The following is a 26,413-nucleotide window of genomic DNA, read 5'->3' on the forward strand; positions in this document are numbered from 1 at the left end:
GCTCCTTGAATGCAGTTTCGCCGAGATCAGGCGTCGAGCGCCTGGCGAATCTCCGCGATGAAATCAGTCAAGTATTGTACCGCTTGTTCGCGAGGTGCTTCTTCAAGCAATTGCACAATGCGGGATCCGATGACTACCGCATCCGCCACACCGCTGATCGCACGTGCCGTTGCCGCATCACGGATGCCGAAACCGACACCTACTGGCAGCCGCGCGTGCTGGCGGATTTGCGGGATCCGTGCAGCGACCGCATCCAGGTCGATGGTGGCCGCGCCAGTCACGCCCTTGAGCGAGACGTAATAGATGTAGCCGCTCGCCACACGGGCGATCTGCGCGATGCGTGCTTCGGTGGACGTGGGCGCCAGCAGGAAGATCGGATCGATACCGGCGGCGCGCATGGTCTTGGCAAAGGCCTCGCATTCTTCCGGCGGATAGTCGACCACGAGCACGCCGTCCACGCCCGCTTCGGATGCAGCCTTGGCAAAGGCTTCTACGCCCATGCGCTCAATCGGATTGGCGTAACCCATGAGCACCACCGGGGTGGTCGAATTGGTGGTGCGAAATGCCCGCACATACTCCAGCACCGTACGCAGACCGACCTTCTTGGCCAATGCACGCTCGGACGCACGTTGGATCACCGGGCCATCGGCCATCGGGTCGGAAAACGGCACGCCCAGTTCGATGACGTTGGAGCCGCCCTTGACCAGCGCGTGCATCAGGTCGACCGTCATTTCGGGGTACGGGTCGCCCGCCGTGATGAACGGAATCAGGCCCTTGCGGCCCTGTGCGGACAATTGTGAGAACGTTTGAGCGATGCGGGACATAGGGGGATCAGGTTTCAGGCGACCTTGATGGTCTCAGGCGCCTGCGATTCAGTCGGTTGCGCGTTGGCGTCAGCGGCGGCATGCACAGCAGCCACCCGTTCGCGCGCCACGCGGCAATAGTCGGCGTTGATCTCGAAGCCGGCGAAGCGGCGGCCTAGCCTTGCACACGCGGCCGCCGTGGTGCCGCTGCCCAGAAACGGATCCAGCACGAGGCCGCCCGGCGGGCAGCTTGCCAGGATCATGCGTTCCACCAGTTCCAGCGGCTTTTGCGTCGGGTGCTCGGCGCGCTCCGGGTCTTGCCGGTGCAGGCGCGACACGCTCCACACGTCCTTCGGGTTGTAGCCGACTTCCAGCCACTTCTTGCCCTCGAAACGCTTGCGGCTGCGCGCCTTCTTCGTTTCGGCGTCGTACGGAATGCGCACGGCGTCGACATCGAAGTAGTAATCGCGCGAAGCGGCAAAAAAGCCGATGTTGTCGTGCACCGACGAGAACTTGCGCGTGCTGCCGCCCATGCTCGGCACCCGGCGGTCCCAGATGATCTCGTTGACCATGGTCAGGCGCTGCTTGAGCATCACGAACAGTTCCGGCGCGTATTGCCACGTGCAGAACAGGTAGAGCGATCCGTTGCGCGCCAGCTTGGGCCGCACCGCATCGATCCAGCGTTCGGACCAGGCGAGGTAGGCATCGCCCGACAGTTTGTCGGAATCGTTGCCGTAATCCTTGCCCAGCCCGTACGGCGGATCGGCGATGACGAGGTCGACGCTACCGTCGGCCAGATGCCCGACCCCGGTAATGCAGTCCTCGTTGAAGATGCCGTCGATGGCGCGCTCGGTCATGCGTGTGCCAGTGCCGTTAGAGTTGGATGCCGGAGACTTCTGCGACGGTATGCATGTCCTTGTCGCCGCGGCCCGACAGGTTCACGAGCAGGATCTTGTCTTTGGGCAGCGTCGGCGCCAGCTTGCACGCATACGCCAGCGCATGGCTCGATTCCAGCGCCGGGATGATGCCCTCCATGCGGCACAGGTCATGGAAGGATTGCAGCGCTTCCTTGTCGGTAATGCCGACGTATTCCGCGCGCTGTACATCCTTCAACCAGGCGTGTTCCGGACCGACGCCCGGATAATCGAGCCCGGCCGAGATCGAATGCGTCTCGATGATCTGGCCGTCTTCATCCTGCAGCAGATAGGTGCGGTTGCCGTGCAGCACGCCAGGCGAGCCGCCCGTGAGCGACGCGGCGTGGCGGCCGGTCTCGATGCCCTCGCCCGCTGCTTCCACGCCGATCAGCTTCACGTCGACATGGTCGATGTACGGGTAGAAGATGCCCATGGCGTTGGAGCCGCCGCCCACGCAGGCGATCACGGCGTCCGGCTGGCGCCCGGTCATCTCTGGCATCTGCACCTTGCATTCCTCGCCGATCACGGCCTGGAAGTCACGCACCATCATCGGATACGGGTGCGGGCCCGCCACCGTGCCGATGATGTAGAACGTGTCTGCCACGTTGGTTACCCAGTCGCGCATCGCTTCGTTCAGCGCGTCCTTGAGCGTGCGCGATCCCGATTCCACTGGCACCACCGTCGCGCCCAGCAGCTTCATGCGGTAGACGTTGGCGGCCTGGCGGCGCACGTCTTCGCTGCCCATGTAGACGACGCATTCCATGCCGTAGCGCGCAGCAATCGTGGCGGTGGCGACACCATGCTGGCCGGCGCCGGTTTCGGCAATCACGCGCGGCTTGCCCATGCGGCGCGCCAGCAGCGCCTGGCCGATCACGTTGTTCACCTTGTGCGCGCCGGTGTGGTTCAGGTCTTCGCGCTTCAGGTAAATCTGTGCGCCGCCGCAGTGTTCGGTCAGGCGGCGCGCGTGATAGATGGGCGACGGGCGGCCGACGAAGTGCTTCAGCTCGTATTCGTATTCCTTGATGAACTCGGGATCGTGCTGGTAGCGCGCATAGGCGTCGCGCAATTCATCCAGCGCGTGGGACAGCGTTTCCGCAACGAAGGTGCCGCCGTAGGGGCCAAAATGGCCGTGGGCGTCGGGCAGGTTGTACATGGCAGTCTCTCGAGGCGTCCGCCGAGGTCAGGATGGAAGACCCGTCAGCGGAGATATTCAGGAAGGCGTGCGTCGCGAGAGACCAGCCAGATCGGCTCAGGCTTGAACCGATGCGCCCAGGGCAGCATTGGCCTCGCGGACCGCACGCACAAATGCGGTCATCCGGGCGTGGTCTTTCACGCCCCGTGCGGCTTCGATTCCGCTGCTGACGTCAACAGCGTACGGCCGCACGCGTTCAATCGCGCCAGCGACGTTTTGCGCGCTCAACCCACCACTCAAAACGAGCCGAGGAGCGGCGCTTGTGGTTGGCAAGGATGGCGATTGCGGGAGCCATTGCGGAGGAATGAGGGTCCAGTCGAAAACATGGCCGCCGCCGCCATAACCCTCGACAAATGCGTCGAGCAGCAGGCCTTGGGCAGCGGCAAACCGATCCGCGAATTCTACCAAATCGGCCCCGGGCTGAACACGCAGGGCGCGCAACCAGGGCAGCCCTACCTTTCCGGCGATCTCGGCGCACAGCTCCGCCGGCTCATCACCGTGGAACTGAAGCAACGTCAGCGGCACTTGGTCGAGCACGCGTGCCACATCATCGGCACTGGCGTTGACGAACAGGCCCGTCACGGTGACGAACGGACCGGCGCGATGCGCCAGCTCTGCCGCCCGCTCGATGGTGACGTAACGCGGACTGGGCGGATAGAAAACGAGCCCGATCGCATCGGCGCCGATTGCGACGGCGTGATCGACATCGGCCGGCTGGGTCAGGCCACACAGCTTGATACGGGTACGGTGCAACGGCATGGCGGAAGCGGGATTCACAGGCCGGCGTGCTCGTCGAACACGCCGCGAAACAGGCTGGACGAAGCCGGAGACGCCGGCAACGAGAAGGCATCAGGATAGCCGACCTCGGCCAGATACAGGCCGTCGGGCATGAAAGTTGGCGCGGCGGCCACGCGGCTGCGGGCGGCCAGCACGTCGCCCATCCAGGACACCGGCTGGCGGCCGCGCCCGATCGCCACGAGGCAGCCCATGATGTTGCGCACCATGTGGTGCAGGAACGCGCTGCCGCGAATGCGCACGAACACCCATTCGCCCTCGCCTCGCACCTCCACTGAATACATCGTTTTGACGGGCGACTTGGCTTGGCATTCGGCCGCGCGGAAGGACGAGAAATCGTGCTCGCCGACCAGTACCTGGGCCGCCTCGTTCATGGCTTCAACGTCAAGGGATTGGCCTGGCGGAAGCATCACGTAGCCCGCCTTGTCTTCGAGCAGCGGTGCCCGCGTCGGACCAAAGGTCAGTGCGTAGTAATACGTGCGGCGGTGCGCGGAGAATCGCGCGTGGAAACCCTCCGGCATCTCCTGCGCCCATCGCACGGCCACCGTGGGGGGTAGAAAGGCGTTGGTGCCGCGCACCCACGAAAACGGCTCGCGCACGAGATCGGTATCCAGATGCACCACCTGGCCCAGCGCATGCACACCGGCATCGGTGCGGCCGGCCACCGTAGTCGGCAGCGCCACGCCGGCAAATTGCCGCAGCGCCGACTCCAGCACGTCTTGCACGGTATTGCCGTGCGGCTGCGATTGCCAACCCGAAAACGCGGCACCGTCGTACTGGATGCCAAGCGCGATGCGCGTCATGCCGTGTGAATCCTCGTGCGGAAAGAAAAACGCCGGCAGGATACCACCCTGCCGGCGCTGTCGATGGCGTAAGACGCGTGGCGTCAGCCGATCTGGCGCATCAAGGCTTGCGCCTCGGCGTGGAACGAGGGATCGCCCAGGTCCAGCACTTCCTGCAGCAGTTCGCGGGCACCTTCCTTGTCGCCAATCTCGATGTAAGCCTTGGCCAGATCGAACTTGATCTGCAGATCGCGTACACCATCGGCGCCATGCTCGCCCGACAGCGTGTGCGGCAGGTTGGTGTCCAGACGGATGGCCGATTGCGGTTCGTCGTTGGCGACTTCAGCGTGCTCTGCGTGATGCGGCTCGGATTCGAAGTGCATCGGGGCCTGCGACAGGTCGGTTGGCTGGGCCCAGCTCGGCAGGCTGTCCTCTGCGGCAACCGAGGCTGCAGGAGCAGCCGTTTCTGCAGCAGGCGGCGTCGGGTTCAGATCCAGCGACAAGTCCGACAGATCCATATGCAGCGGGGGCGCGGCAACGGGCTGATAAGCCTCGCCAGCGTGCGCGTTGAACTGCGGCAGATCCGCTTCAGGTTCGGCATGCACCTTGAAGATGTCCGAAGCCTCTTCGGGCGCAGTGATCGGCTCGCCTGCCGCCGGCGCCGGGAACGACTCCAGCGGCAGATCGAAATCGGCCAGTTGCGGTGCCTTGGTCGACGGCGCGGACGGATCCAGATCCGGAGACAGCGTGGTCCAGTCGTCACCGCGACGGGTGGTCTGGCCCGTCACCGTTGGGCTGAAGGCCTCGGCGGCCACCGCGGCACCCACACCTGCCAGCGCAGCCGCACCTGCGACTGCGGCACCTGAGTGGCTCGGTTCAGCATGCGCTTCGGCACCGGGATGGTGTCCATCACCCTGCACCGTCAGATACAGCGGGTTGGCCGGATCGAACTTGCGGCCCATTGCGGCAGCCTCTGCCCATTCAGGCGAGGCCGCGCCAACTTGCGCCAGCATCTCTTCAGCAATGGTCTGGAAGCCGTGGGCATCCTGACGATTGGCGTAAATTTCCATCAACTTCAGGCGAATGGCTTGGCGCTCCGGATGTTGCTCCAGTGCCTCGCGCAGGATTTCTTCGGCTTGCACGTCGCGGCCGTAGGCGATGTAGACATCGGCCTCAGCAATCGGGTCGACTTCATTGCTCTCGTTGCCGCCGCCAATGCGGAAATCCGCACCGAACACGCTGTGCTGCGAGGTGTCGACACTTTGACCGCCGGCCGCACCAAACAGAGAGTTGGCGCCCGCCATCACAGTGCTTTCCTGTGACAACAGGCTGTCCTGGAAGCCATGTGCCTGCTCAGGTTTCTGCTGGCGACGGCGATACACCACCAGACCACCCAGCAGCGCGATCACCAAGCCGCCCAGACCCAGGGCCATCGGGTTGCCCAGCAGCGACGAAAGGAACGATTCTTCTTGAACCGGGGGAGGCGGGGCCACAACCACCGGCGCCTTCTTCGGCGCGGCAGCCGGAGCCGACGCAGCAGGCACCGGTGCATTGGCAGTTGCTTGCGGAGCCGAGGCTGCAGCCACAGTCGCCGATGCGGCCTCCGGTGCGGAAGCCGCCGCAGCAGCCGTCGCCGACGAAGCCGGGGCAGCAGCCGCCGTTTCCGCCGGAACCCCTGCAACAGGAGCCGGGGCAGACGCAGCCGCCGGTGCCGGCGCATTGGCCGCGGCCACTGCCGGCGCGGCCGTCGACGGCGCAGCACCAGCGGCCGGCTTGGCAGCACTGGCTGCCTTGGCCAGTTCAGCGTTCTTCAATTCAACCAGGCGCTGCATGTCGGAGAGATTCTTCTGCAACTGTGCAACGCGTGATTCCATTTCCTTGAGCGCACGCTCCTTGGCGACGAGTTCCTCATCGCGAGCCGCGGCCGCACCGGCCTTGCCTGCGCGGTCGGCCTTGGAGAGACGCAGTTCGTCACGGCCGCTGGCAGCCGGCGTGGCTTGATCTTGCACACGGGCCGACACACTGCCGCTCTGTTGGCGGGCGGAGTCGGTATCCGTCGCTGCGTTGGCCTCAGCCGCCGTTGCGAGGCGGTTGCGGTAGCCGGCAAAGCCGGACGTCTGCGCGATGACTTCGCGGCGGGCTTCGCGCGCCGGCGTTTTCTGCGCCTCCGCCTGCGACGGCACCTTCAGCACCGAGCCGGTACGCAGCCGGTTGATGTTGCCGCCAATGAAAGCGTTGGGGTTGTTGCGATACAGCGCCAGCAGCATCTGGTCGAGCGACACGGCGTCCTGACCTTGCGCGGCCGTCGATGCCACGTCGTACAGGCTATCGCCACGCTGCACCGTATACGAACCGCCTGGCGTAGCATCGGGCGCAGCGGCAGCAGGAGCTGCTTGCTGCGGACGTGCCGCCTGACGGGCAGCACGCGGCTGACGTGCCGGAGCCGGTGCGGCGGCGGCCGGGGCCGCGGCTTGCGGTTGGGCAGCCGAAGCAGCCGGCGCCGACTCAACGGCGCCCGGCGTCGTGGCCTGCACCACCGGCGCCGGCGCGAAATTCTGTGCGGTATTGCTGGAGCCCACCGGGTCCAGCAGGAACGTATAAGCGCGCGAAACGTGGCCGCTTGCCCAGTTCAAGTCGACCAGAACGTCAACGAACGGCTCTGCGACGGGCTGGGTCGAGCGCAGACGCACCACGTAATTGCCGTTCGACTGGCGTTCCAGCGAGGCACGCAGCGAGGAGACGATCGGGTTGTAGGTCAGTCCGGCACGCGAATAGGCATCCGGCGCAGCCAATTTGGCGACCAAGTTTTGCGCCTCTTCGGGCGTCACGCCGGTCAGATCGATTTCGGCCTGCAGCGGCTGGCCGAGGCTGGAACGCACATGCAGCGCGCCGAAACCGGCCGCTTGCGCAGCGGGCTGAATCAGCAGCAGGCTTGCCGCGGCAAACGCGACGGCCGACCAGCGAGGACTGCGATGGGACGATTCTCTCCGGCGGTATTGGCTCACCCTCACCTTCGACTCCGTTATCTTTTAATGTGCAAACGAACTTAACATCAACAAGTTAGCGCAGCAAGTTCACCCAAAACGTGAAATGCTGGATAAGAACCGCCGTCAATTTTTATGAAACGACACAATTGGCGAGATTCTGAAGCACCCGACGTACCCCCCGGAATGCGCGTGCTCCATGTGGCGCTAACCCTTCCCCGTGCCCCGTCCACCCCACGAATGGGCGGACAGCTTTCCCGCCGCTATTGTGTACCAACGTTACAGACCGTGGGCGCCCAGATGGCACAACGCCGCGCAGGCCGCGCGGCGTTGGTTGAAAAAGCACACTTTCTGTTGTCAGGCCGCAACGACAACGTCGGATACGCGGCCCGATAACGAAAGCAAAGCCTTGATCACTTGCCCAGCAGGATACGGAGCGTGCGGCGCAACGGCTCAGCGGCACCCCACAGAAGCTGATCGCCGATCACGAAGGCGCTCACATATTCCGGCCCCATGTTGAGCTTGCGCACGCGACCCACACCGATTTCCAGGCCACCCGTGATGGATGCCGGCGTCAGTTCCTTCTCGGTGATGCTGCGATCGTTCGGGACCCACTTCACCCACGGGTTGCCGGAGCGGATGATCTGCTCGATTTCGTCCAGCGGCAGGTCGCGCTTGAGCTTGAGCGTCAGGCCCAGGCTATGGCAGCGCATCGCACCAATCCGCACGCACAGGCCGTCGACCGGAATCGTCTGCGCTGTGCCCAGAATCTTGTTGACCTCGGCCTGGCCCTTCCACTCTTCCTTCGACTGACCGTTATCGAGCTGCTTGTCGATCCACGGGATCAGGCCACCCGCGAGCGGCGCCGGGAAGAATTCGGTCGGCACATCTTCGCGGATGGTCTTGGCAACCTTGCGATCGATGTCCAGGATGGCGGACGCCGGGTTGGCCAGCTCGTCAGCCACGGCGCCGTGAATTACGCCCATGCCCTTGAGCAGTTCACGCATGTGGTTCGCACCACCGCCCGAAGCTGCCTGGTAAGTCATCGAGCTGACCCATTCGACCAGACCTTCGCGGAACAGGCCACCCACGCCCATCAGCAGGATGGAGTTGGTGCAGTTGCCGCCGATGAAGTTCTTGGTGCCAGCCGCCACCGCGTTCTTGATGAGCGACAGGTTGACCGGGTCCAGCACGATCACGGCATCGTCTTCCATGCGCAGCGTCGAGGCGGCGTCGATCCAGTAGCCGTTCCAGCCGGCAGCGCGCAGCTTCGGGAAGACTTCGGTCGTGTAGTCACCGCCCTGGCACGTGATGATCGTGTCGCATGCCTTCAGTGCTTCGATGTCATTGGCGTCGGCCAGAGGCGCATCCGTCTTGGCGAATGCCGGTGCCTTACCGCCAGCATTGCTGGTACTGAAAAACACGGTGTCGATCAGGTCGAAATCCTTTTCTTCCTGCATGCGCTGCATCAGCACGCTGCCGACCATGCCGCGCCAACCGACGAGACCTACCTTCATGATTGTGAACCTCTAGTGATTTTCCCCGCCTCGGTCGCCCGGCGTGACCGCGCGGGGAAGGCGAACGGACACGACGGACGATCTACGAGATCGTTTTTTTGGTAATGATTTTGGTGGTCGTGCGAATCTCGACAGGCGTCATGCGAGCGCGCGCGGCGGTGCCCTTGGCGGCGATAGCCAGGGTACCCAAAATGCCCAGTACGAGGACGGGGAGCGCGATCGAGATCATCTGCAAAAATATACACGATTTGGCGGGCACACAATGCACTGCAGCATGTGTCCACCGAAAAAACGACGATTGCGACACCGGATGTGACGGCACCGCAACGCCCGTTTCGTTACAGCGCAGCGACCACCGCGTCACCCATCTCCACCGTCCCGACCTGCTTGCAACCCGGCGTCAGGATGTCGCCCGTGCGATAGCCCTGGGCGAGCACCTTTTTGACGGCGTTTTCGATGCGATCGGCCTGCTCGGCCTTGTTCAGCGAGTAGCGCAGCATCATTGCCGCCGACAGGATCGTCGCCAGCGGGTTGGCGATCCCCTTGCCAGCGATGTCCGGCGCGGAGCCGTGCGACGGCTCATACAGGCCTTTGTTGTTCGCGTCGAGCGACGCCGACGGCAGCATGCCGATCGAGCCCGTCAGCATGGCAGCCTCGTCCGAGAGGATGTCGCCGAACATGTTGCCGGTGACGATTACGTCGAAGTTCTTCGGCGCCTTCACGAGCTGCATGGCCGCGTTGTCCACGTACATGTGCGACAGCTCGACTTCCGGATACTCCTTGTGGACGTCGGTGACGATGTCTCTCCAGAACTGGAACGTCTCGAGCACGTTGGCCTTGTCGACGCTGCACAGCTTCTTGCCGCGCTTGGCGGCAGCCTGGAAGGCGACGTGCGCGATGCGGCGGATTTCCGGCTCGGCGTAGCGCATAGTGTCGAAACCTTCGCGCGCGCCGGCGAACAGCCCGTCGGGCGCCGCGCGCACGCCGCGCGGTTGGCCGAAGTAAATGTCGCCATTCAACTCACGCACGATCAGGATGTCCAGACCGGCAACGATTTCCGGCTTGAGGCTCGATGCGCCGGTCAACTCGGGGTAGCAGATCGCCGGACGGAAATTGGCGAACAGTTGCAGGTGCTTGCGCAGGCCCAGAATGGCCTGCTCCGGGCGCAGTTCGCGCGCCAGCGTGTCGTACTTCCAGTCGCCCACGGCGCCGAACAGGATGGCGTCGGCTTCCTTGGCGAGCTTGAGCGTGTCTTCCGGCAGCGGATGGCCCTTGGCCTCGTAGCCCGCGCCGCCCACCGGGGCGAATTCCATCTCGAACGACTCGCCCAGCGCCTTGAGCACCTTCACGGCCTCGGCGACGATTTCCTTGCCAATGCCGTCACCCGGCAACACTGCAATCTTGGTCATGTGGTTGTCCTTGTTGTTCTGGTGCCAGCTCAGCCGACGAGCTTGTGCGCGAGCCACGGCATTCTGGCCAGGCGCTGCGCTTCGTAAGCCTTGATCTGGTCGGCGTAGCGCAAGGTCAGGCCGATGTCGTCGAAGCCGTTGAGCAGGCAGTATTTGCGGAACGCCGTGATGTCGAACGGATAGGCCGTACCGCCCGGCGTGACGACGACCTGCTTGTCCAGATCGACGGTCAGCTGGTAGCCCGTAAAGGCTTGCGTCTCGTTGAACAGATGGTCGACCTGCGACTCCGTCAGCACGATCGGCAGCAGGCCGTTCTTGAAGCAGTTGTTGAAGAAGATGTCGGCAAAGCTGGGCGCGATGATGGCGCGAAAGCCGTACTGCTGCAGTGCCCACGGTGCGTGCTCACGCGAGCTGCCGCAGCCGAAGTTCTTGCGCGCCAGCAACACCGAGGCGCCCTTGTAACGCGGCTGGTTCAGCACGAAGTCCGGATTCAGCGGTCGCTTGCTGTTGTCCTGGCCGGGTTCGCCCACGTCCTTGTAACGCCACTCGTCAAACAGGTTCGGGCCGAAGCCGGTGCGCTTGATCGACTTGAGGAACTGCTTCGGGATGATGGCGTCGGTGTCGACGTTCTCGCGGTCCAGCGGGGCCACGAGGCCGGTGTGGATGGTGAATTGTTCCATGATTGCTCTCTCTATCCTGCCGCTCAAGCGAGCTTGCGCACGTCGACAAAGTGGCCTTCCAGCGCCGCCGCAGCGGCCATCGCCGGGCTTACCAGGTGGGTGCGGCCACCCGCGCCCTGACGGCCTTCGAAGTTGCGGTTGGACGTGGACGCGCAGCGCTCGCCGGGCTCGAGACGGTCAGCGTTCATTGCGAGACACATCGAGCAACCCGGCTCGCGCCACTCAAAGCCCGCCGACTTGAAAATCTTGTCGAGCCCTTCGCGCTCGGCCTGCTCCTTCACAAGGCCCGAGCCCGGCACGACCATCGCCAGCTTCACGTTCGGCGCAATGCGCTTGCCCAGCTTCTGCACGACCCACGCCGCGGCGCGCATGTCTTCGATGCGGCTGTTGGTGCAGGAGCCGATGAACACCTTGTCGATGTTGATGTCGCTGATCGCAACGTTCGGCTGCAGACCCATGTATTCGAGCGCGCGCTCCATGGCATTGCGCTTGTTCGGGTCCTTTTCTTTGTCGGGGTCCGGCACGCGGTCTTCAATGCTGACCACCATTTCCGGCGACGTGCCCCAGCTCACCTGCGGGCGAATCTCTTCCGCACGCAGCTCGACCACCTGATCGAAATGCGCACCCTCGTCGGAATGCAGCGTGCGCCAGTAGACGACGGCCTGCTCCCACTCAACACCTTGGGGCGCGAACGGGCGGCCCTTGATGTACTCCAGCGTGACATCGTCCACAGCGACCATGCCGGCGCGGGCGCCTGCCTCGATCGCCATGTTGCACACCGTCATGCGGCCTTCCATCGACAGCGCGCGGATGGCCGAGCCGCCGAACTCCATGGCATAGCCCGTGCCGCCAGCCGTACCGATCTTGCCGATGATGGCGAGCACGATGTCCTTGGCCGTGCAGCCGCGAGGCAGCGTACCTTCCACCTTCACCAGCATGTTCTTGCTCTTCTTGGCGAGCAGCGTTTGCGTGGCCAGCACGTGCTCGACTTCCGAGGTGCCGATGCCGTGGGCGAGCGCGCCGAACGCGCCATGCGTGCTGGTGTGCGAATCACCACAGACCACCGTCATGCCCGGCAGCGTTGCGCCCTGCTCCGGCCCGATCACGTGCACGATCCCCTGACGCTTGTCGTTCATCTTGAATTGCGTGATGCCGTAGCTGTCGCAGTTGGCGTCGAGCGTATCGACTTGCAACTTCGAAACCGGATCGGCAATGCCGTGCGAGCGATCTGTGGTCGGCACGTTGTGGTCCGACACGGCCAGGTTGGCGCTGATGCGCCACACCGGACGCTGCGCCAGCTTCAGGCCTTCGAACGCCTGCGGGCTCGTCACTTCGTGCAGCAGTTGGCGATCGATGTAGAGGACGGTCGTGCCGTCTTCTTCGGTATGAACGACGTGATCGTCCCAAAGTTTGTCGTAGAGCGTCTTGGCCATGATGCGATCCGTACACAACGCGCCATCTGAAATCAGGGCCGTTGCGCGAGCAGTTTCGTGGGGAGTGATCGATTATGCCACCCGGTGCATCGGGCAACGGACGTGACTGACGAAAGGGGGTTTCGCCATTTCGCGAGGGCCTTTCCCGGCACCTCAAGCGGCGCGCAACAAAAAACCCCGCCGGTTTCCCGAGCGGGGTTTCTGCAGGGCGAACAGCTTGGCTTAGCGCTTGTCGATCGACGGCACTTCGCGGGTGGCTGCACCGTTGAACAGCTGGCGCGGACGGCCGATCTTGTATTCCGGATCGGTGATCATCTCTTCCCATTGCGAGATCCAGCCCACCGAGCGAGCCAGCGCGAAGATGCAGGTGAACATCGAGGTCGGGATACCCAACGCGCGTTGCACAATGCCCGAGTAGAAGTCGACGTTCGGATACAGCTTGCGGCTGACGAAGTACTCGTCTTCCAGGGCGATCTTTTCCAGCTCCATCGCCAGCTTGAACAGCGGGTCGTTATGCAGACCCAGCTCGTTCAGCACTTCGTGGCAGGTTTCGCGCATCAGCTTGGCGCGCGGATCGTAGTTCTTGTACACGCGGTGACCGAAGCCCATCAGGCGCACGCCGCTGTTCTTGTCCTTCACCTGCTTGATGAACTCGGGCACCTTGTCCACGGTACCGATTTCTTCCAGCATGTTCAGCGCAGCTTCGTTCGCGCCACCGTGCGCCGGACCCCACAGGCAGGCGATACCGGCAGCGATGGCAGCGATCGGGTTGGTGCCCGAGGAACCCGCCAGGCGCACCGTCGACGTCGAGGCGTTCTGCTCGTGGTCTGCGTGCAGGATGAAGATGCGGTCCAGTGCCTTCTCCAGCACCGGGTTCACCTTGTAGTCTTCGCAAGGCGTGGCAAACATCATGCGCATGAAGTTGCCCGTGTACGACAGGTTGTTCTGCGGGTAGATGAGCGGCTGACCGATGTTGTACTTGTATGCCATGGCCACCAGCGTCGGCAGCTTGGCAATCAGGCGGATCTGCGAGATTTCACGCTCGCGCGGATCATTGATGTTGGCAGCGTCCGGATAGAACGCGCTCATGGCACCAACCAGGCCCGTCAGAACGGCCATCGGGTGGGCATCACGGCGGAAACCGCGCAGGAAGAACTGCATCTGCTCGTGGACCATGGTGTGATTCGTCACCACATGGTTGAACTCTTCCTTCTGCTTGGCGTTGGGCAGCTCGCCCTTCAGCAGCAAATAGCAGATTTCCATGAAATCGCACTTGCTGGCCAGATCGTCGATGGCGTAGCCGCGGTACAGCAGCTCACCTTTGTCACCATCGATGTAGGTGATCTTGGAATTGCACGACGCAGTCGACATGAAGCCGGGGTCGTACGTGAACTTGCCCGTCTGACCGTACAGCTTGCGGATGTCGATCACGTCCGGGCCAACCGTGCCCTTGTAGATCGGCAGCTCGACGCTGGGCGAGCCATCGGAAAACGATAGGGTGGCTTTCACTTCGGACGGCGTCATGTCGGTTTCCTTCTCTGCTGTTTATAAAAATGAAGTCGGGAGACTCCCGCCAGACGGATCGAGGTCGCCGGCCGGGGGCGGCTGGACCGATTCGTCTTGCGGCAACCTCTCGCGCGCCGGTTCAGACCGAGCGCAGCAAGGTCAGGACGTGCTGAATGTGGGGCACGTCGAGTTCGCCCTCCGGCTCCTTGCGTGCAAGCAGGAGATCCATCAGGTCGTTGTCGGGCAGCTCGAACAACTGCGAGAGTGCGGCAACGTCGTCATCCGACAGTTCCGTCTCGTAGCGGTTGAAAAAGCGCTCGACGATGATGTCGTTCTCAAGCAGGCCGCGTCGGGCACGCCAGCGCAAACGGGCACGCTTGTGCGGATCGGACTGATGGGAGAACGTCGGAGTGTTCACAGCAACCATACTTTCTAGAAATGTGTCGCCGGAGAAACCGCTCCGGCGACACACAATGCCAAAGTGCCCTGACTCGCGCCTTACACCGCGCGGCGCACCATCAATTCCTTGATCTTGCCGATGGCCTTGGTGGGGTTCAGACCCTTGGGGCACACATCGACGCAATTCATGATGGTGTGGCAGCGGAACAGGCGGTACGGATCTTCCAGGTTGTCCAGCCGCTCGCTGGTGGCCTGATCACGGCTGTCAGCGATGAAACGATACGCCTGCAGCAGACCGGCCGGGCCGACGAACTTGTCCGGGTTCCACCAGAACGACGGGCACGACGTCGAGCAGCTCGCGCACAGAATGCACTCGTACAGGCCGTCAAGCTCTTCGCGCTCTTCCGGCGACTGCAGGCGCTCCTTCTCGGGCGGCGGCTCGTCGTTGATCAGGTACGGCTTGATCGAGTGGTACTGGTTGAAGAACTGCGTCATGTCGACGATCAGGTCGCGCACCACCGGCAGCCCCGGCAGCGGGCGCAGCACGATCTTCTCGGGCAGCTCACGCATGTTGGTCAGGCACGCCAGACCATTCTTGCCGTTGATGTTCATGGCGTCGGAGCCGCACACGCCTTCGCGGCACGAACGACGGAACGCGATCGACTCGTCGAGCTTCTTCAGCTTGACCAGCGCGTCGAGCAGCATGCGCTCGTGACCGTCGAGTTCTACCTCGTAGGTCTGCATGCGGGGCGCTGCGTCCTTGTCCGGATCGTAGCGATAGACTTCAAAAATACGCTTCATTTTTGCGGGTCCTTCTTATCCGTTAGAACGTACGCGCCTTGGGCGGCACCGATTCCACCGACAGCGGCTTCAACTGCACGGGCTTGTAGTCCAGGCGGTTGCCTTCGGAATACCACAGCGAGTGCTTCATCCAGTTTTCATCGTCGCGGTTCGGGAAGTCGCTGTGGGCGTGTGCGCCGCGCGATTCCTTGCGGGCGGCAGCCGACACCATCGTCGCCTTCGCCACTTCCACCAGGTTGGCCACTTCCAGCGCTTCGACGCGCGCGGTGTTGAACACCTTGGACTTGTCCTTCAGGTGGATGTTGCCAGCGCGCTCGGCCACTTCCAGGATGCGCTCGACGCCTTCATCCATCAGTTTCTGCGTACGGAACACGCCAGCGTGCGACTGCATGTTGCGACGGATGTCGTTGGCAACATCCTGCGCGTATTCGCCAGAGCTGGACGAATCGAGCTTCGCCAGGCGCGACAGCGCACGGTCGGCAGCGTCGGCCGGCAACGGCTTGTGCTCGCGGTTCTTCAGGTTCTGCGCAATGATGTGGTTGCCCGCCGAACGGCCGAACACCACCAGGTCGAGCAGCGAGTTCGTGCCCAGGCGGTTCGCGCCGTGCACCGACACGCACGAGCATTCGCCGATCGCGTAGAAGCCGTTGATGACCTCGTTCGGGTTGCCGTTCTTCGGCACCACCACCTGACCGTGATAGTTCGTCGGAATGCCACCCATCTGGTAGTGGATGGTCGGCACCACGGGAATCGGCTCCTTGATGGCGTCGACGTTGGCGAACTTCAGGCCAATTTCGCGGATCGACGGCAGGCGCTTCATGATGGTCTCGGCGCCGACGTGCGTCAGGTCGAGCAGCACGTAGTCGCCGTTCGGGCCGCAGCCGCGGCCTTCCTTGATTTCCTGGTCCATCGAGCGCGACACGAAGTCACGCGGCGCCAGATCCTTCAGCGTCGGGGCATAGCGCTCCATGAAGCGCTCGCCGTCCTTGTTACGCAGGATGCCGCCTTCGCCGCGCACGCCTTCCGTGATCAGCACGCCCGCGCCGGCCACGCCAGTCGGGTGGAACTGCCAGAATTCCATGTCTTCCAGCGGAACGCCTGCGCGCGCTGCCATCCCCAGGCCGTCACCGGTGTTGATGAAGGCGTTGGTGGAAGCCGCGTAGATTCGACCTGCACCGCCCGTGGCGAACAGCGTCGTCTTGGCTTCGAGGATGTAGACCTCGCCGGTTTCCATTTCCAGCGCCGTCACGCCCAGCACGTCGCCGTCCTGGTCGCGGATCAGATCCAGCGCCATCCATTCGACGAAGAAGTGGGTCTTGGCCCGCACGTTACGCTGATACAGCGTGTGCAGCAGCGCGTGGCCGGTACGGTCGGCCGCGGCGCAGGCACGCTGCACGGGCTTCTCGCCGTAGTTCGACGTATGGCCGCCGAACGGACGCTGGTAGATGGTGCCGTCGGCGTTGCGGTCGAACGGCATGCCGAAGTGTTCCAGTTCGTAGACCACGTTCGGCGCCTGGCGGCACATGAATTCGATCGCGTCCTGGTCGCCGAGCCAGTCGGAGCCCTTGACGGTGTCGTAGAAGTGATAGTGCCAGTTGTCTTCGCTCATGTTGCCCAGCGAAGCACCGATGCCACCCTGCGCCGCAACGGTGTGCGAGCGGGTGGGGAACACCTTGGACAGCACGGCCACGGAGAGGCCGGCTTCTGCCAGCTGCAGCGATGCGCGCATGCCCGAACCGCCCGCACCGACGATCACGACGTCGAATTTGCGGCGCGGCAGCCCAGTCTTGACTGCGACCATGTCTTAAACCCTCCAGAGAATCTGAGCTGCGTAGCCCGCACAACCGACGAGCCACAGAATCGTCAACACTTGCAGCGTCAAACGCACTGCCACGGGCTTCACGTAGTCCATCCAGATGTCACGCACACCGATCCAGGCGTGATACGTGAGCGACACGAACGCCAGGAACGTCAGCATCTTCATCCACTGGTTGGAGAACAGCCCCGCCCAGCTTTGGTACGACGTGTCTTTCGAGAGCAGGAACGCCGCCAGCAGCACGACGGTGTAGACCGCCATGATCACCGCGGTGACGCGCTGCGCGAGGAAGTCCTTCAGGCCGTAGTGCGCGCCCACAACGAGGCGCTTGGGACCAATATTGTTATTTGCCATCAGGGACTCCTCAGAACAGGCCGAACAGCTTGGCGCCGAACACGACGGTCAGCAGCAGGCTGACGATCAGCACGCTCACAGCCGACTTGGAAGCCGAGGTCTTGTCGATGCCGATATGCAGATCGAGGATCAGGTAACGGATGCCAGCGCAGAAATGGTGCAGATAGGCCCAGATGAGCGCGAGGACGACGACCTTGGCAAAACCGTTGGACAGAAGCGCCGTGAACTTGGCGAAACTGATTTCCGACGTGAGACTTTGTTCGAACAAGTACAGCACGAACGGAAGAAGAAGGAACATCAGCGCACCGCTGGCACGGTGCAAGATGGACACCTTACCGGCCCAGGGCAAACGGTAGCGGGCGATGTCGCCCAAACCGATGTTCCTGTATACCGGCCTGGCTTTCTTGATGGCTTCTGCCATGGTCAGACCCCAATTGGCTAATCAACAAACAAAACAGGTTTGCACAAATCCACGAGATTTTAGCGCGCTTTTGTTGCGCAGCGCACCATAAATTCCATGCGATGCGCTCCACTTTTGTGCTTCCTGCCCTCGCCAGCCAGTGGCGTGATACGGGGGCGGATTGTCCTCTCTACACCGCCTTCATGACGCGCAATACGCTGTTGCGCGCCGCACAAATCAAGACGCAGCCGAAGCGGCGACGGCCCGCATGAATCGCAGCCCAGCGACGCGTCATTAATTCAATTCGTTCTGGTAATAGTGCCGCGTCGTGACGTACAGGCCACGGCGTATCTCCACCGGTTTGTCGCCGAACGTATGCGACACGCGCTCCACTGACAGCAGCGGCGATTCAGCGGCCACCGACAGCAACTCCGCCGTGGTCGGGTCAGCGGCCACCGCACGGATGCGCTCGGTGGCACGCAACATGCGCACGCCAAACTCCGCCTCGAAAAATGCGTACATCGGGCCCTTCCACTCGGTCAGCTTTTCAGCCGTCAGCCCTTTGAAGCTCGCCCCTGGCAACCAGATTTCTTCGAGCACGGTCGGCTCACCCGAAAAGAACAGGATGCGGCGGATCTGCACGACGCTGTCGCCGGCCTTGAGCTCGAGCAGACGGGCGATCTCAGCCGGGGCGCGCATGCGCTTGCACTCCAGCACACGGCTGCTGGGATAGTGCTGCTCGCCCTGCTCCGGCATCAGACGCAAGAAACGGAACTGCACCCCTTCTTCGTAATGCGTGGTAACGAAGGTGCCCTTGCCCTGGCGCCGCGCGACCAGGTTTTCAGCCGCCAACTCGTCGATCGCCTTGCGCACCGTCCCCTGGCTGACCTTGTAGCGGGCCGCCAACTCCATCTCACTGGGGATCATTTCGCCGGGCTTCCATTCGCCGGCTTGCAGGCTTTGCAGGATCAGCGTCTTGATCTGCTGATACAGCGGACTGAACGTGGGAGAGCCGCCTGCGCCGCCCGCAGAAGCGGGCGATGCGCCGCCTTCGCCGCCTGAAGGCGGCATCGCAGCGGATAGAGGGCTGGGTGTGCTCGACATAGCTGCCGATTTCACCACAAAAGCGACAAAGGCGTCCAGCCCGTTTATAGAATGTCTTATGTCTTATATAAGACAGAAGATTAATTGACTTCTCGGCAAAGCCGGACCTACACTCGCGCCTGTTCCGGGCGACGGTCCACTCAGACGCCACGACGCCCTCAAGGTCAATCGCGAGTGTGTTTCCACATCGTCATGCGGACGCAGTAAACTGCGAGGCTCTTGCCGATTCTGAGCCGACCGCCCACGAAGCGCCGACCGTTGCCGGCAATGCCTGCGAAGCTGCACCGACATCCCGCCAGGATGCCTGCCGCACGCAGTGCGATCCGCTTTCACTACCGTTTGGAGAGTTCTCATGGCAAAAGCACCCATGCGCGTCGCAGTGACCGGCGCTGCTGGACAGATTGGTTACGCCCTGCTGTTCCGCATCGCCGCTGGCGAAATGCTGGGCAAGGATCAGCCCGTCATCCTGCAACTGCTGGAAATCCCCGATGAGAAGGCCCAAAAGGCGCTCAAGGGTGTGATGATGGAGATCGAAGACTGCGCATTCCCGCTGCTGGCCGGCATGGAAGCGCATTCCGACCCGATGACCGCCTTCAAGGACGTCGACGTGGCCCTGCTGGTGGGCGCGCGCCCCCGTGGTCCGGGCATGGAGCGTGCAGACCTGCTGTCGGCCAACGCCCAGATCTTCACGGCACAAGGCAAGGCTCTGAACGCCGTGGCCTCGCGCAACGTCAAGGTGCTGGTGGTCGGGAACCCTGCCAACACCAACGCCTACATTGCCATGAAGTCGGCGCCGGACCTGCCGCGCGAGAATTTTACCGCCATGCTGCGCCTGGACCACAACCGTGCCTTGTCGCAAATCGCTGCCAAGACCGGCAAGCCGGTGTCGTCCATCGAAAAGCTGTTCGTGTGGGGCAACCACAGCCCGACGATGTACGCCGACTACCGCTACGCCACGATCGACGGCAAGAGCGTCAAGGACATGATCAACGACCCGGTGTGGAACAACGACGTGTTCCTGCCGACCGTTGGCAAGCGCGGCGCCGCCATCATCGAAGCGCGCGGCCTGTCGTCGGCTGCTTCGGCTGCCAACGCCGCCATTGACCACGTGCGTGACTGGGTACTGGGCAGCAACGGTAAGATCGTCACGATGGGCATCCCGTCGAACGGCGAATACGGCATTCCGAAGGACGTGATGTTCGGTTTCCCGGTCACCACGGAGAACGGCAAGTACAAGATCGTCGAAGGGCTGGAAATCGACGAGTACAGCCAAGGCAAGATCAAGATCACGCTCGACGAGCTGGAAGCCGAGCGCGCAGGCGTACAGCATCTGCTGTAATCCGCATGATCTAAAGGAAGAAACCGGAGCGGATCGGCAGCGAACCCTCCGGTTTTTTTACACCTGCATTTTGAACAAGACGCAGGCGCTGTAGGCGCCGCACAACCGACACCACTCCGTGCACCCTACCGAGGTTTTGTTCCAGGACGATGCCCTTCCGGCTCAACTGCCGGTCTGCGACCACTACGCGGGCGCAGAAAAACTGATGCGCAAATCGCTCGCCCTGCAACAAACCCTTGGCCCCGTCTTCGACATCACGTTCGACTGCGAAGACGGCGCCGCCATCGGCCAGGAGCGCGCACACGCCGAACTGGCCGCCGCGCTCATCAACAGCGACGACAACCGTTTCAACCGCATTGGCGTGCGCATCCACGATCCAAACCACGATGCGTGGACGCAAGACGTCGATATCCTCGTAGGCCTTGCCGGCCGCCGCCTCGCCTACGTCACGGTGCCCAAGGTGCGCGACGTGGTGGAAGTGGCACGCGTGACCGATCGCATCAACCAGGCCGCCAAGGCAGCGGGCATTGCGCGGCACCTGCCGATCCACGTCTTGATCGAAACACATGGGGCCCTGGCGCAGGTGTTCGATATCGCTTCGTTGGTGCAGGTGGAATGCCTGAGTTTCGGCCTGATGGATTTCGTTTCGGCACACAACGGCGCGATTCCGGGCGCGGCGATGGGCTCGCCCGAGCAGTTCGAGCACCCGCTGATCCGCCGCGCGCTTGCCGATATTTCGGCCGCGTGCCACGCGCACGGCAAAGTGCCGTCGCACAACGTCAGCACCGACATCAAACACCCGGACCGCGCCGGCGCCGATGCCACTCGCGCGCGCAACGAGTTCGGCTATCTGCGCAAGTGGAGCATCCATCCGGACCAGATTGCGCCGATCGTTTCGGCGTTCCGCCCATCGCACGAAGAAGTGACACACGCGAGCGCCATTCTTGCATCTGCGCAAGACACCGCGTGGGGACCGATCCAGCACGAAGGGCGGCTGCATGACCGCGCGAGCTATCGCTACTGGTGGGCCGTGCTGCAACGGGCGCACACCACCGGCGTGGAGATGCCGCCCGACGCGGTTGCGCGCTTCTTCGCGTGACGGGCACAGACAGGAGAATCGCCATGACTGCACACACCCAAGCCAGCGCAGGGGCGCGCTTTCGCCAGGCGCTGGTTGAAGAATCGCCGCTGCAGGTGGTTGGCACCATCAACGCCAACCACGCGCTGCTGGCCAAGCGCGCCGGCTATCGCGCGATCTATCTTTCGGGCGGCGGCGTGGCAGCGGGCTCGCTCGGATTGCCGGATCTCGGCATATCGGGCCTGGACGACGTTTTGACGGACGTCCGCCGCATCACCGATGTGTGCGATGTACCGCTGCTGGTCGATGTCGACACGGGTTTCGGCGCTTCCGCATTCAACGTAGCGCGCACGACCAAGTCGCTCATCAAGTTTGGCGCCGCGGCCATGCATATCGAAGACCAAGTCGGCGCCAAGCGCTGCGGCCATCGACCCAACAAGGAGATCGTCTCGAAGGAAGAGATGGTCGACCGGATCAAAGCGGCCGTCGATGCCCGCACCGACGCCAACTTTGTCATCATGGCCCGCACCGATGCGCTGGCCGTCGAAGGGTTCGACCGCGCCCTGGAACGGGCCGTGGCCTGCGTGGAAGCCGGCGCGGACGCGATCTTCCCGGAAGCAATGACGGAACTCTCGATGTACCGCAAGTTTGTCGACGAGGTGAAGGTCCCGGTGCTGGCGAACATCACCGAATTTGGCCAGACGCCGCTGTTCACGCGCGATGAGCTGGCCTCCGCGGGCGTGTCGATGATCCTGTATCCGCTGTCGGCATTCCGGGCGATGAACAAGGCTGCGGAGAACGTGTACGCAGCCATTCGCCGCGACGGCACGCAACAGAACGTCGTCGACACCATGCAGACGCGCATGGAACTCTACGACAGCATCGGTTACCACGACTACGAAGCCAAGCTGGACGCGCTGTTCGCACAGAACCGCGGGTAAGCCGGCCAGCCTCCCGACCAACGCAAGCAAGGAGAACGGAAGACAAACACTGCGGGGCGAGTTGCGCGGGAACGGTCCCAAGATCGATGCTGATGCCAAGCCGATACCGCCGTTTGACGGAGATGTCGGTCTTGCATGTAACAGAACGTTGGGCACGGCGTCCAAATCGGTCAAAATACCGGCCGGTGTGCGAAATGCCGTGGCAACCGCGACCTGGCTGCCGCCTCCCTACTCTGTCTTACCGAATTACCGAAGGAAACCCTATGAACAAATTCATCGTGGGCGCCTGTGCCGGCGTTCTTTCGCTGGCTGCATCGCAATATGCAACCGCCCAGACCGCGCCCGCAAAGCCGGCCGCCAAAAAGGCTCCGGCCAAGAAGAAGGCCACCAAGAAGGCAGAGCCTGTTGCAGCCGCCAAGCCTGAAGGCGTGCAATGGAAGTGCGAACTTGGCAACGAGCTCTACATTGCAGGTGACATGACGCGCGACCAGATCATCAAGCTGCACTGGAAGGGCAAGAACTACGACCTGCCGCGCCAACTGACCCGCACCGGCGCCGACCGCTACTTCGACCAGAAGACCGGCTTCGACCTGGTCGTGATCCCGGCGAAGGCCATGCTGTTTGATCGCAACGAAGGCCACCGCCTGGCTGATGAGTGCCAAACCGCTGAAATGGCTGCCGGCGCACCGGCCCCGACGCAAGCCGGCGCCCTGCGCGCGCCGGCCGGCCTGCCGTTGATGACCCCGGACAGCCCGGCCCCCGCACCGGCCCCGGCACCGGGCACGGCCCAACCGGCCCAGCAGTAACCCGCCATCGCGCAAGAGGCCCACGGGAGCCGCCCATGTCCGCAACGGTTGCGAACATCCGCATGAATCCAGACAAGGCCATCGTCGACGACGTGACCTTGCCCGGAGGCGCGGGGCGCCCTGGGCCCACAGCATCCGGGGCCATCGAGCCAATTGGAACGATGGCGCTCGGTACCACCCTGGTCGCCGGTCAGGCCATCGAGGCGCACCAAGACACCGTCGTCCGCGGCACGCGCAGCACTGCGCTGCGTATGAAAATTGCCTGCGCGGACGACAAGCCTTTCACCACGATTGACCACGACGCCAAGAAACGTCCGATTGCCGATGGCATCCCCGCCCGCATCAACGGCGGCAAGACGTTCAACGGAGTTGTGGCGCAGTATCCGCCCGGTCAGAAGCCTTGCCGAGCGACGCGTTTGCCGGTTTGTATGTGATTTGATTTTGTCGATTTGATGTATCCGCACGGGGCACCCCGGTACCCCGCGCAATCCTCAAGCCTTGGAGTCATGCCATGCCCCACAATCTGAAAAAAACACTCAAGGAATTTAAGGTCAACGGCGGCCAGACCGGCAAGTTCTACTCCCTGCCGCAACTGGGCAAGGAGCTGGGCGTGGCGATCGAGCGCCTGCCGGTGTCGATCCGCATCGTGCTGGAGTCCGTGCTGCGCAACTGCGACGGCAAGAAGGTGACCGAAGAGCACGTCCAACAATTGGCCAACTGGAAGCCGAACGCCGAGCGCGTTGACGAAATCCCGTTCGTGGTGGCCCGCGTGGTGCTGCAGGACTTTACCGGCGTGCCGCTGCTGGCCGACCTGGCCGCCATGCGCAACGTGGCCGAGCGCATGGGCAAGAACCCCAAGAAGATCGAGCCGCTCGTGCCGGTCGACCTGGTGGTGGACCACTCGGTGCAGATTGACCACTTCCGCGAGAAGAAGGCGCTGGACCTGAACATGCAACTGGAGTTCTCGCGCAACAACGAGCGCTACCAGTTCATGAAGTGGGGCATGCAGGCATTCGACACGTTTGGCGTGGTGCAGCCGGGCTTCGGCATCGTCCACCAGGTCAACCTGGAGTACCTGGCACGCGGCGTCCATAAGAAGGACGGCGTGTACTACCCGGATACGCTGGTCGGCACCGACAGCCACACCACCATGATCAACGGTATCGGCGTGGTGGGCTGGGGCGTGGGCGGTATCGAGGCGGAAGCCGGCATGCTGGGCCAGCCGGTGTATTTCCTGACACCGGACGTGGTAGGCGTGGAGCTGAAGGGCCGCCTGCGCGAAGGCTGCACGGCAACCGACCTGGTGCTCACGATCACGGAAATGCTGCGCAAGGAAAAGGTCGTCGGCAAGTTCGTCGAATTCTTCGGCGAAGGCACGGCCAGCCTGTCGCTGCCGGACCGCGCGACCATCGGCAACATGGCACCGGAATACGGCGCCACGATGGGCTTCTTCCCGGTCGACGAAAAGACCATCGATTACTTCAAGGGCACGGGCCGCACGAAGGAGGAAATCGCTGCGTTCGAAAGCTACTTCAAGGCGCAGAAGCTGTTTGGCGTGCCGAAGGCTGGCGAAATCGACTACACCAAGACGCTGACGCTGGATCTCGGCACGGTGGCGCCGTCGCTGGCCGGCCCGAAGCGCCCGCAAGACCGCATCGAAATCGGCAACGTGAAATCGACGTTCTCGTCGCTGTTCTCGAAGCCCGTTGCGGAGAACGGCTTCAACAAGAGCGCCGAAGACCTCGATAAGACCTTCACGACCACCAACGGCGTGAACGTGAAGAGCGGCGACGTGCTGATCGCGGCCATCACTTCGTGCACGAACACGTCCAACCCGAGCGTGCTGCTGGCAGCCGGCCTGCTGGCCAAGAAGGCCGTCGAAGCCGGCTTGGAAGTGGCACCGCACATCAAGACCTCGCTCGCCCCGGGGAGCCGTGTGGTGACGAAGTATCTGGAAGCCGCCGGCCTGCTGCCATACCTGGAAAAGCTGGGCTTTGGCGTGACGGCCTACGGCTGCACGACCTGCATCGGCAATGCCGGCGATCTGACGCCTGAACTGAACGAAGCTATCGTGAAGAACGACATCGTTGCTGCCGCCGTGCTGTCGGGCAACCGCAACTTTGAAGCGCGTATCCACCCGAACATCCGCGCCAACTTCCTGGCTTCGCCCCCGCTGGTCGTCGCCTACGCGATCGCCGGCAACGTGACGCGCGACCTCATGACCGAACCGGTCGGCAAGGGCAAGAAGGGCAAGGACGTCTACCTGGGCGACATTTGGCCGACCTCGGACGAAATCGCCAAGCTGATGAAGTTCGCAATGAACGCCGACACGTTCCGCACGAACTACGAACAGGTCAAGAAGCCGTCCAAGCTGTGGGCCAACGTCAAGGGCACGAAGGGTCAGGTCTACGACTGGCCGAAGTCCACGTACATCGCCGAGCCGCCGTTCTTCGAAAGTTTTGGCATGACGCCGGCTGTTGCCTCGGCATCGGTCAAGGGCGCCCGCGCACTGGGCGTCTTCGGCGACTCCGTGACGACCGACCACATCTCCCCGGCCGGTTCGATCAAGGAAACGTCGCCGGCCGGCAAATACCTGCTGGCCAATGGCGTGCTGAAGGCCGACTTCAACAGCTACGGCTCGCGCCGCGGCAACCATGAGGTGATGATGCGCGGCACGTTCGCCAACGTGCGTATCAAGAACCTGATGATCCCCGCCAAGGCCGACGGTTCGCGCGTGGAAGGCGGCGAAACGCTGTTCCAGCCGAGCGGCGAACAAATGTCGATCTACGACGCCGCCATGAAGTACATCGCCGAAGGGACGCCGACGGTCGTGTTCGGTGGCGAAGAGTACGGCACGGGCAGCTCGCGCGACTGGGCCGCCAAGGGCACGCAGCTGCTGGGCGTGAAGGCGGTGATCGCACGCAGCTTCGAGCGTATTCACCGCTCGAACCTGGTTGGCATGGGCGTGTTGCCGCTGCAGTTCAAGGGCAGCGACTCGGCGCAGTCGCTGGGCATCGTGGGAGACGAAACCTTCGACATCGAGGGCCTGGACGGCGAAATCAAGCCGCAACAGGACGTCACCCTGGTCATCCACCGCGCCAACGGCGAGACCACGCGTGCACAAGTGCTGCTGCGCATCGACACGCCGATCGAAGTGGACTACTACAAGCACGGCGGGATCCTGCCGTTCGTGCTGCGTCAGCTGCTGGCGGCTTAAGCTTCACGCCACTGCGCTGCTGCAGAACGGAAACCGGCTCTTCGGAGCCGGTTTTTTATTGCCTGCCGAATCAAACAAGGTGACGATGCCCCAATCGATGCGCAGGCTTTGATACAGTGTGCCGCATCGGCCGCGTGATGTGC

The 26,413-nt window shown here is 63.1% G+C and carries 24 protein-coding genes; 6 read left to right on the forward strand and 18 right to left on the reverse strand.

The genetic code is table 11. The features are described 5' to 3' along the window. Positions 1 to 26: 26 nt before the first annotated feature. The 18 genes from trpA to RP6297_RS09120 all read right to left on the reverse strand — a co-directional run bounded on the left by trpA (position 27) and on the right by RP6297_RS09120 (position 18,856). Positions 27 to 824, reverse strand: a complete 798-nt coding sequence (trpA, locus tag RP6297_RS09035) for a tryptophan synthase subunit alpha (RefSeq protein WP_009240997.1) — start codon at positions 822 to 824, stop codon at positions 27 to 29. 14 nt (positions 825 to 838) lie between these two features. Beyond that, positions 839 to 1,660 (reverse strand): DNA-methyltransferase, encoded by an 822-nt coding sequence (locus RP6297_RS09040; RefSeq protein ID WP_009240998.1) that lies wholly within the window; start codon positions 1,658 to 1,660, stop codon positions 839 to 841. 16 nt (positions 1,661 to 1,676) lie between these two features. Continuing rightward, positions 1,677 to 2,870 carry a tryptophan synthase subunit beta gene (gene trpB / locus RP6297_RS09045; RefSeq protein WP_009240999.1) on the reverse strand — a complete coding sequence of 398 codons (1,194 nt, stop codon included), beginning with the start codon at positions 2,868 to 2,870 and terminating at the stop codon, positions 1,677 to 1,679. Between the two features lie 96 nt (positions 2,871 to 2,966). Then, entirely contained in the window at positions 2,967 to 3,668 is a 702-nt protein-coding gene (locus RP6297_RS09050; RefSeq protein ID WP_009241000.1) for a phosphoribosylanthranilate isomerase, read from the reverse strand. A 14-nt stretch (positions 3,669 to 3,682) separates the two neighbouring features. Continuing rightward, on the reverse strand, positions 3,683 to 4,507 hold the full coding sequence (gene truA, locus RP6297_RS09055) for a tRNA pseudouridine(38-40) synthase TruA (protein ID WP_009241001.1): 825 nt from the start codon (positions 4,505 to 4,507) through the stop codon (positions 3,683 to 3,685). 83 nt (positions 4,508 to 4,590) lie between these two features. Beyond that, positions 4,591 to 7,497 carry a FimV/HubP family polar landmark-like protein TapV gene (gene tapV / locus RP6297_RS09060; RefSeq protein ID WP_009241002.1) on the reverse strand — a complete coding sequence of 969 codons (2,907 nt, stop codon included), beginning with the start codon at positions 7,495 to 7,497 and terminating at the stop codon, positions 4,591 to 4,593. 386 nt (positions 7,498 to 7,883) lie between these two features. Further along, positions 7,884 to 8,987, reverse strand: coding sequence for an aspartate-semialdehyde dehydrogenase (gene asd / locus RP6297_RS09065; protein WP_004634424.1), 1,104 nt, complete (start codon positions 8,985 to 8,987; stop codon positions 7,884 to 7,886). An 82-nt stretch (positions 8,988 to 9,069) separates the two neighbouring features. Then, the gene (locus RP6297_RS09070; protein WP_155647583.1) at positions 9,070 to 9,246 is read right to left on the reverse strand and encodes a hypothetical protein; all 177 of its coding nucleotides are present in this window, start codon (positions 9,244 to 9,246) and stop codon (positions 9,070 to 9,072) included. 79 nt (positions 9,247 to 9,325) lie between these two features. Beyond that, on the reverse strand, positions 9,326 to 10,396 hold the full coding sequence (gene leuB, locus RP6297_RS09075) for a 3-isopropylmalate dehydrogenase (RefSeq protein ID WP_009241004.1): 1,071 nt from the start codon (positions 10,394 to 10,396) through the stop codon (positions 9,326 to 9,328). 29 nt (positions 10,397 to 10,425) lie between these two features. After that, positions 10,426 to 11,076, reverse strand: a complete 651-nt coding sequence (leuD, locus tag RP6297_RS09080) for a 3-isopropylmalate dehydratase small subunit (RefSeq protein ID WP_004634429.1) — start codon at positions 11,074 to 11,076, stop codon at positions 10,426 to 10,428. A 23-nt stretch (positions 11,077 to 11,099) separates the two neighbouring features. Then, a complete protein-coding gene (leuC, locus tag RP6297_RS09085; protein WP_009241005.1) occupies positions 11,100 to 12,509 on the reverse strand; it encodes a 3-isopropylmalate dehydratase large subunit in 1,410 nt (469 codons plus the stop codon). Positions 12,510 to 12,731: 222 nt separating this feature from the next. Next, the gene (gltA, locus tag RP6297_RS09090) at positions 12,732 to 14,033 is read right to left on the reverse strand and encodes a citrate synthase (protein WP_004634431.1); all 1,302 of its coding nucleotides are present in this window, start codon (positions 14,031 to 14,033) and stop codon (positions 12,732 to 12,734) included. Between the two features lie 121 nt (positions 14,034 to 14,154). After that, positions 14,155 to 14,442 carry an FAD assembly factor SdhE gene (locus tag RP6297_RS09095; RefSeq protein WP_009241006.1) on the reverse strand — a complete coding sequence of 96 codons (288 nt, stop codon included), beginning with the start codon at positions 14,440 to 14,442 and terminating at the stop codon, positions 14,155 to 14,157. Between the two features lie 71 nt (positions 14,443 to 14,513). After that, on the reverse strand, positions 14,514 to 15,215 hold the full coding sequence (locus RP6297_RS09100; protein WP_009241007.1) for a succinate dehydrogenase iron-sulfur subunit: 702 nt from the start codon (positions 15,213 to 15,215) through the stop codon (positions 14,514 to 14,516). A gap of 22 nt (positions 15,216 to 15,237) precedes the next feature. After that, the gene (gene sdhA / locus RP6297_RS09105) at positions 15,238 to 17,016 is read right to left on the reverse strand and encodes a succinate dehydrogenase flavoprotein subunit (protein WP_009241008.1); all 1,779 of its coding nucleotides are present in this window, start codon (positions 17,014 to 17,016) and stop codon (positions 15,238 to 15,240) included. A gap of 3 nt (positions 17,017 to 17,019) precedes the next feature. Further along, a complete protein-coding gene (gene sdhD, locus RP6297_RS09110) occupies positions 17,020 to 17,385 on the reverse strand; it encodes a succinate dehydrogenase, hydrophobic membrane anchor protein (protein WP_004637532.1) in 366 nt (121 codons plus the stop codon). A gap of 10 nt (positions 17,386 to 17,395) precedes the next feature. Further along, positions 17,396 to 17,806, reverse strand: coding sequence for a succinate dehydrogenase, cytochrome b556 subunit (gene sdhC / locus RP6297_RS09115; RefSeq protein ID WP_009241009.1), 411 nt, complete (start codon positions 17,804 to 17,806; stop codon positions 17,396 to 17,398). Between the two features lie 273 nt (positions 17,807 to 18,079). Beyond that, a complete protein-coding gene (locus RP6297_RS09120) occupies positions 18,080 to 18,856 on the reverse strand; it encodes a GntR family transcriptional regulator (protein ID WP_004636459.1) in 777 nt (258 codons plus the stop codon). A 385-nt stretch (positions 18,857 to 19,241) separates the two neighbouring features. Here RP6297_RS09120 and RP6297_RS09125 point away from each other — a divergent pair, with 385 nt between their 5' ends. The 6 genes from RP6297_RS09125 (at position 19,242) to acnA (ending at position 26,270) form a co-directional block, all read left to right on the forward strand. Beyond that, complete coding sequence (locus RP6297_RS09125) at positions 19,242 to 20,228, forward strand: malate dehydrogenase (RefSeq protein WP_009241010.1); 987 nt, start codon at positions 19,242 to 19,244, stop codon at positions 20,226 to 20,228. Between the two features lie 118 nt (positions 20,229 to 20,346). Next, on the forward strand, positions 20,347 to 21,327 hold the full coding sequence (locus tag RP6297_RS09130; protein WP_009241011.1) for an HpcH/HpaI aldolase/citrate lyase family protein: 981 nt from the start codon (positions 20,347 to 20,349) through the stop codon (positions 21,325 to 21,327). A 23-nt stretch (positions 21,328 to 21,350) separates the two neighbouring features. Beyond that, positions 21,351 to 22,247 (forward strand): methylisocitrate lyase, encoded by an 897-nt coding sequence (prpB, locus tag RP6297_RS09135; protein WP_009241012.1) that lies wholly within the window; start codon positions 21,351 to 21,353, stop codon positions 22,245 to 22,247. A 263-nt stretch (positions 22,248 to 22,510) separates the two neighbouring features. Further along, positions 22,511 to 23,053 carry a hypothetical protein gene (locus RP6297_RS09140; protein ID WP_009241013.1) on the forward strand — a complete coding sequence of 181 codons (543 nt, stop codon included), beginning with the start codon at positions 22,511 to 22,513 and terminating at the stop codon, positions 23,051 to 23,053. A 35-nt stretch (positions 23,054 to 23,088) separates the two neighbouring features. Further along, entirely contained in the window at positions 23,089 to 23,487 is a 399-nt protein-coding gene (locus RP6297_RS09145; RefSeq protein ID WP_009241014.1) for a 2-methylcitrate dehydratase, read from the forward strand. 77 nt (positions 23,488 to 23,564) lie between these two features. After that, a complete protein-coding gene (gene acnA, locus RP6297_RS09150) occupies positions 23,565 to 26,270 on the forward strand; it encodes an aconitate hydratase AcnA (RefSeq protein ID WP_009241015.1) in 2,706 nt (901 codons plus the stop codon). The last annotated feature ends 143 nt before the right edge of the window (positions 26,271 to 26,413 follow it).

The organism is Ralstonia pickettii, assembly GCF_016466415.2.
GTDB classification, from domain to species: domain Bacteria; phylum Pseudomonadota; class Gammaproteobacteria; order Burkholderiales; family Burkholderiaceae; genus Ralstonia; species Ralstonia pickettii.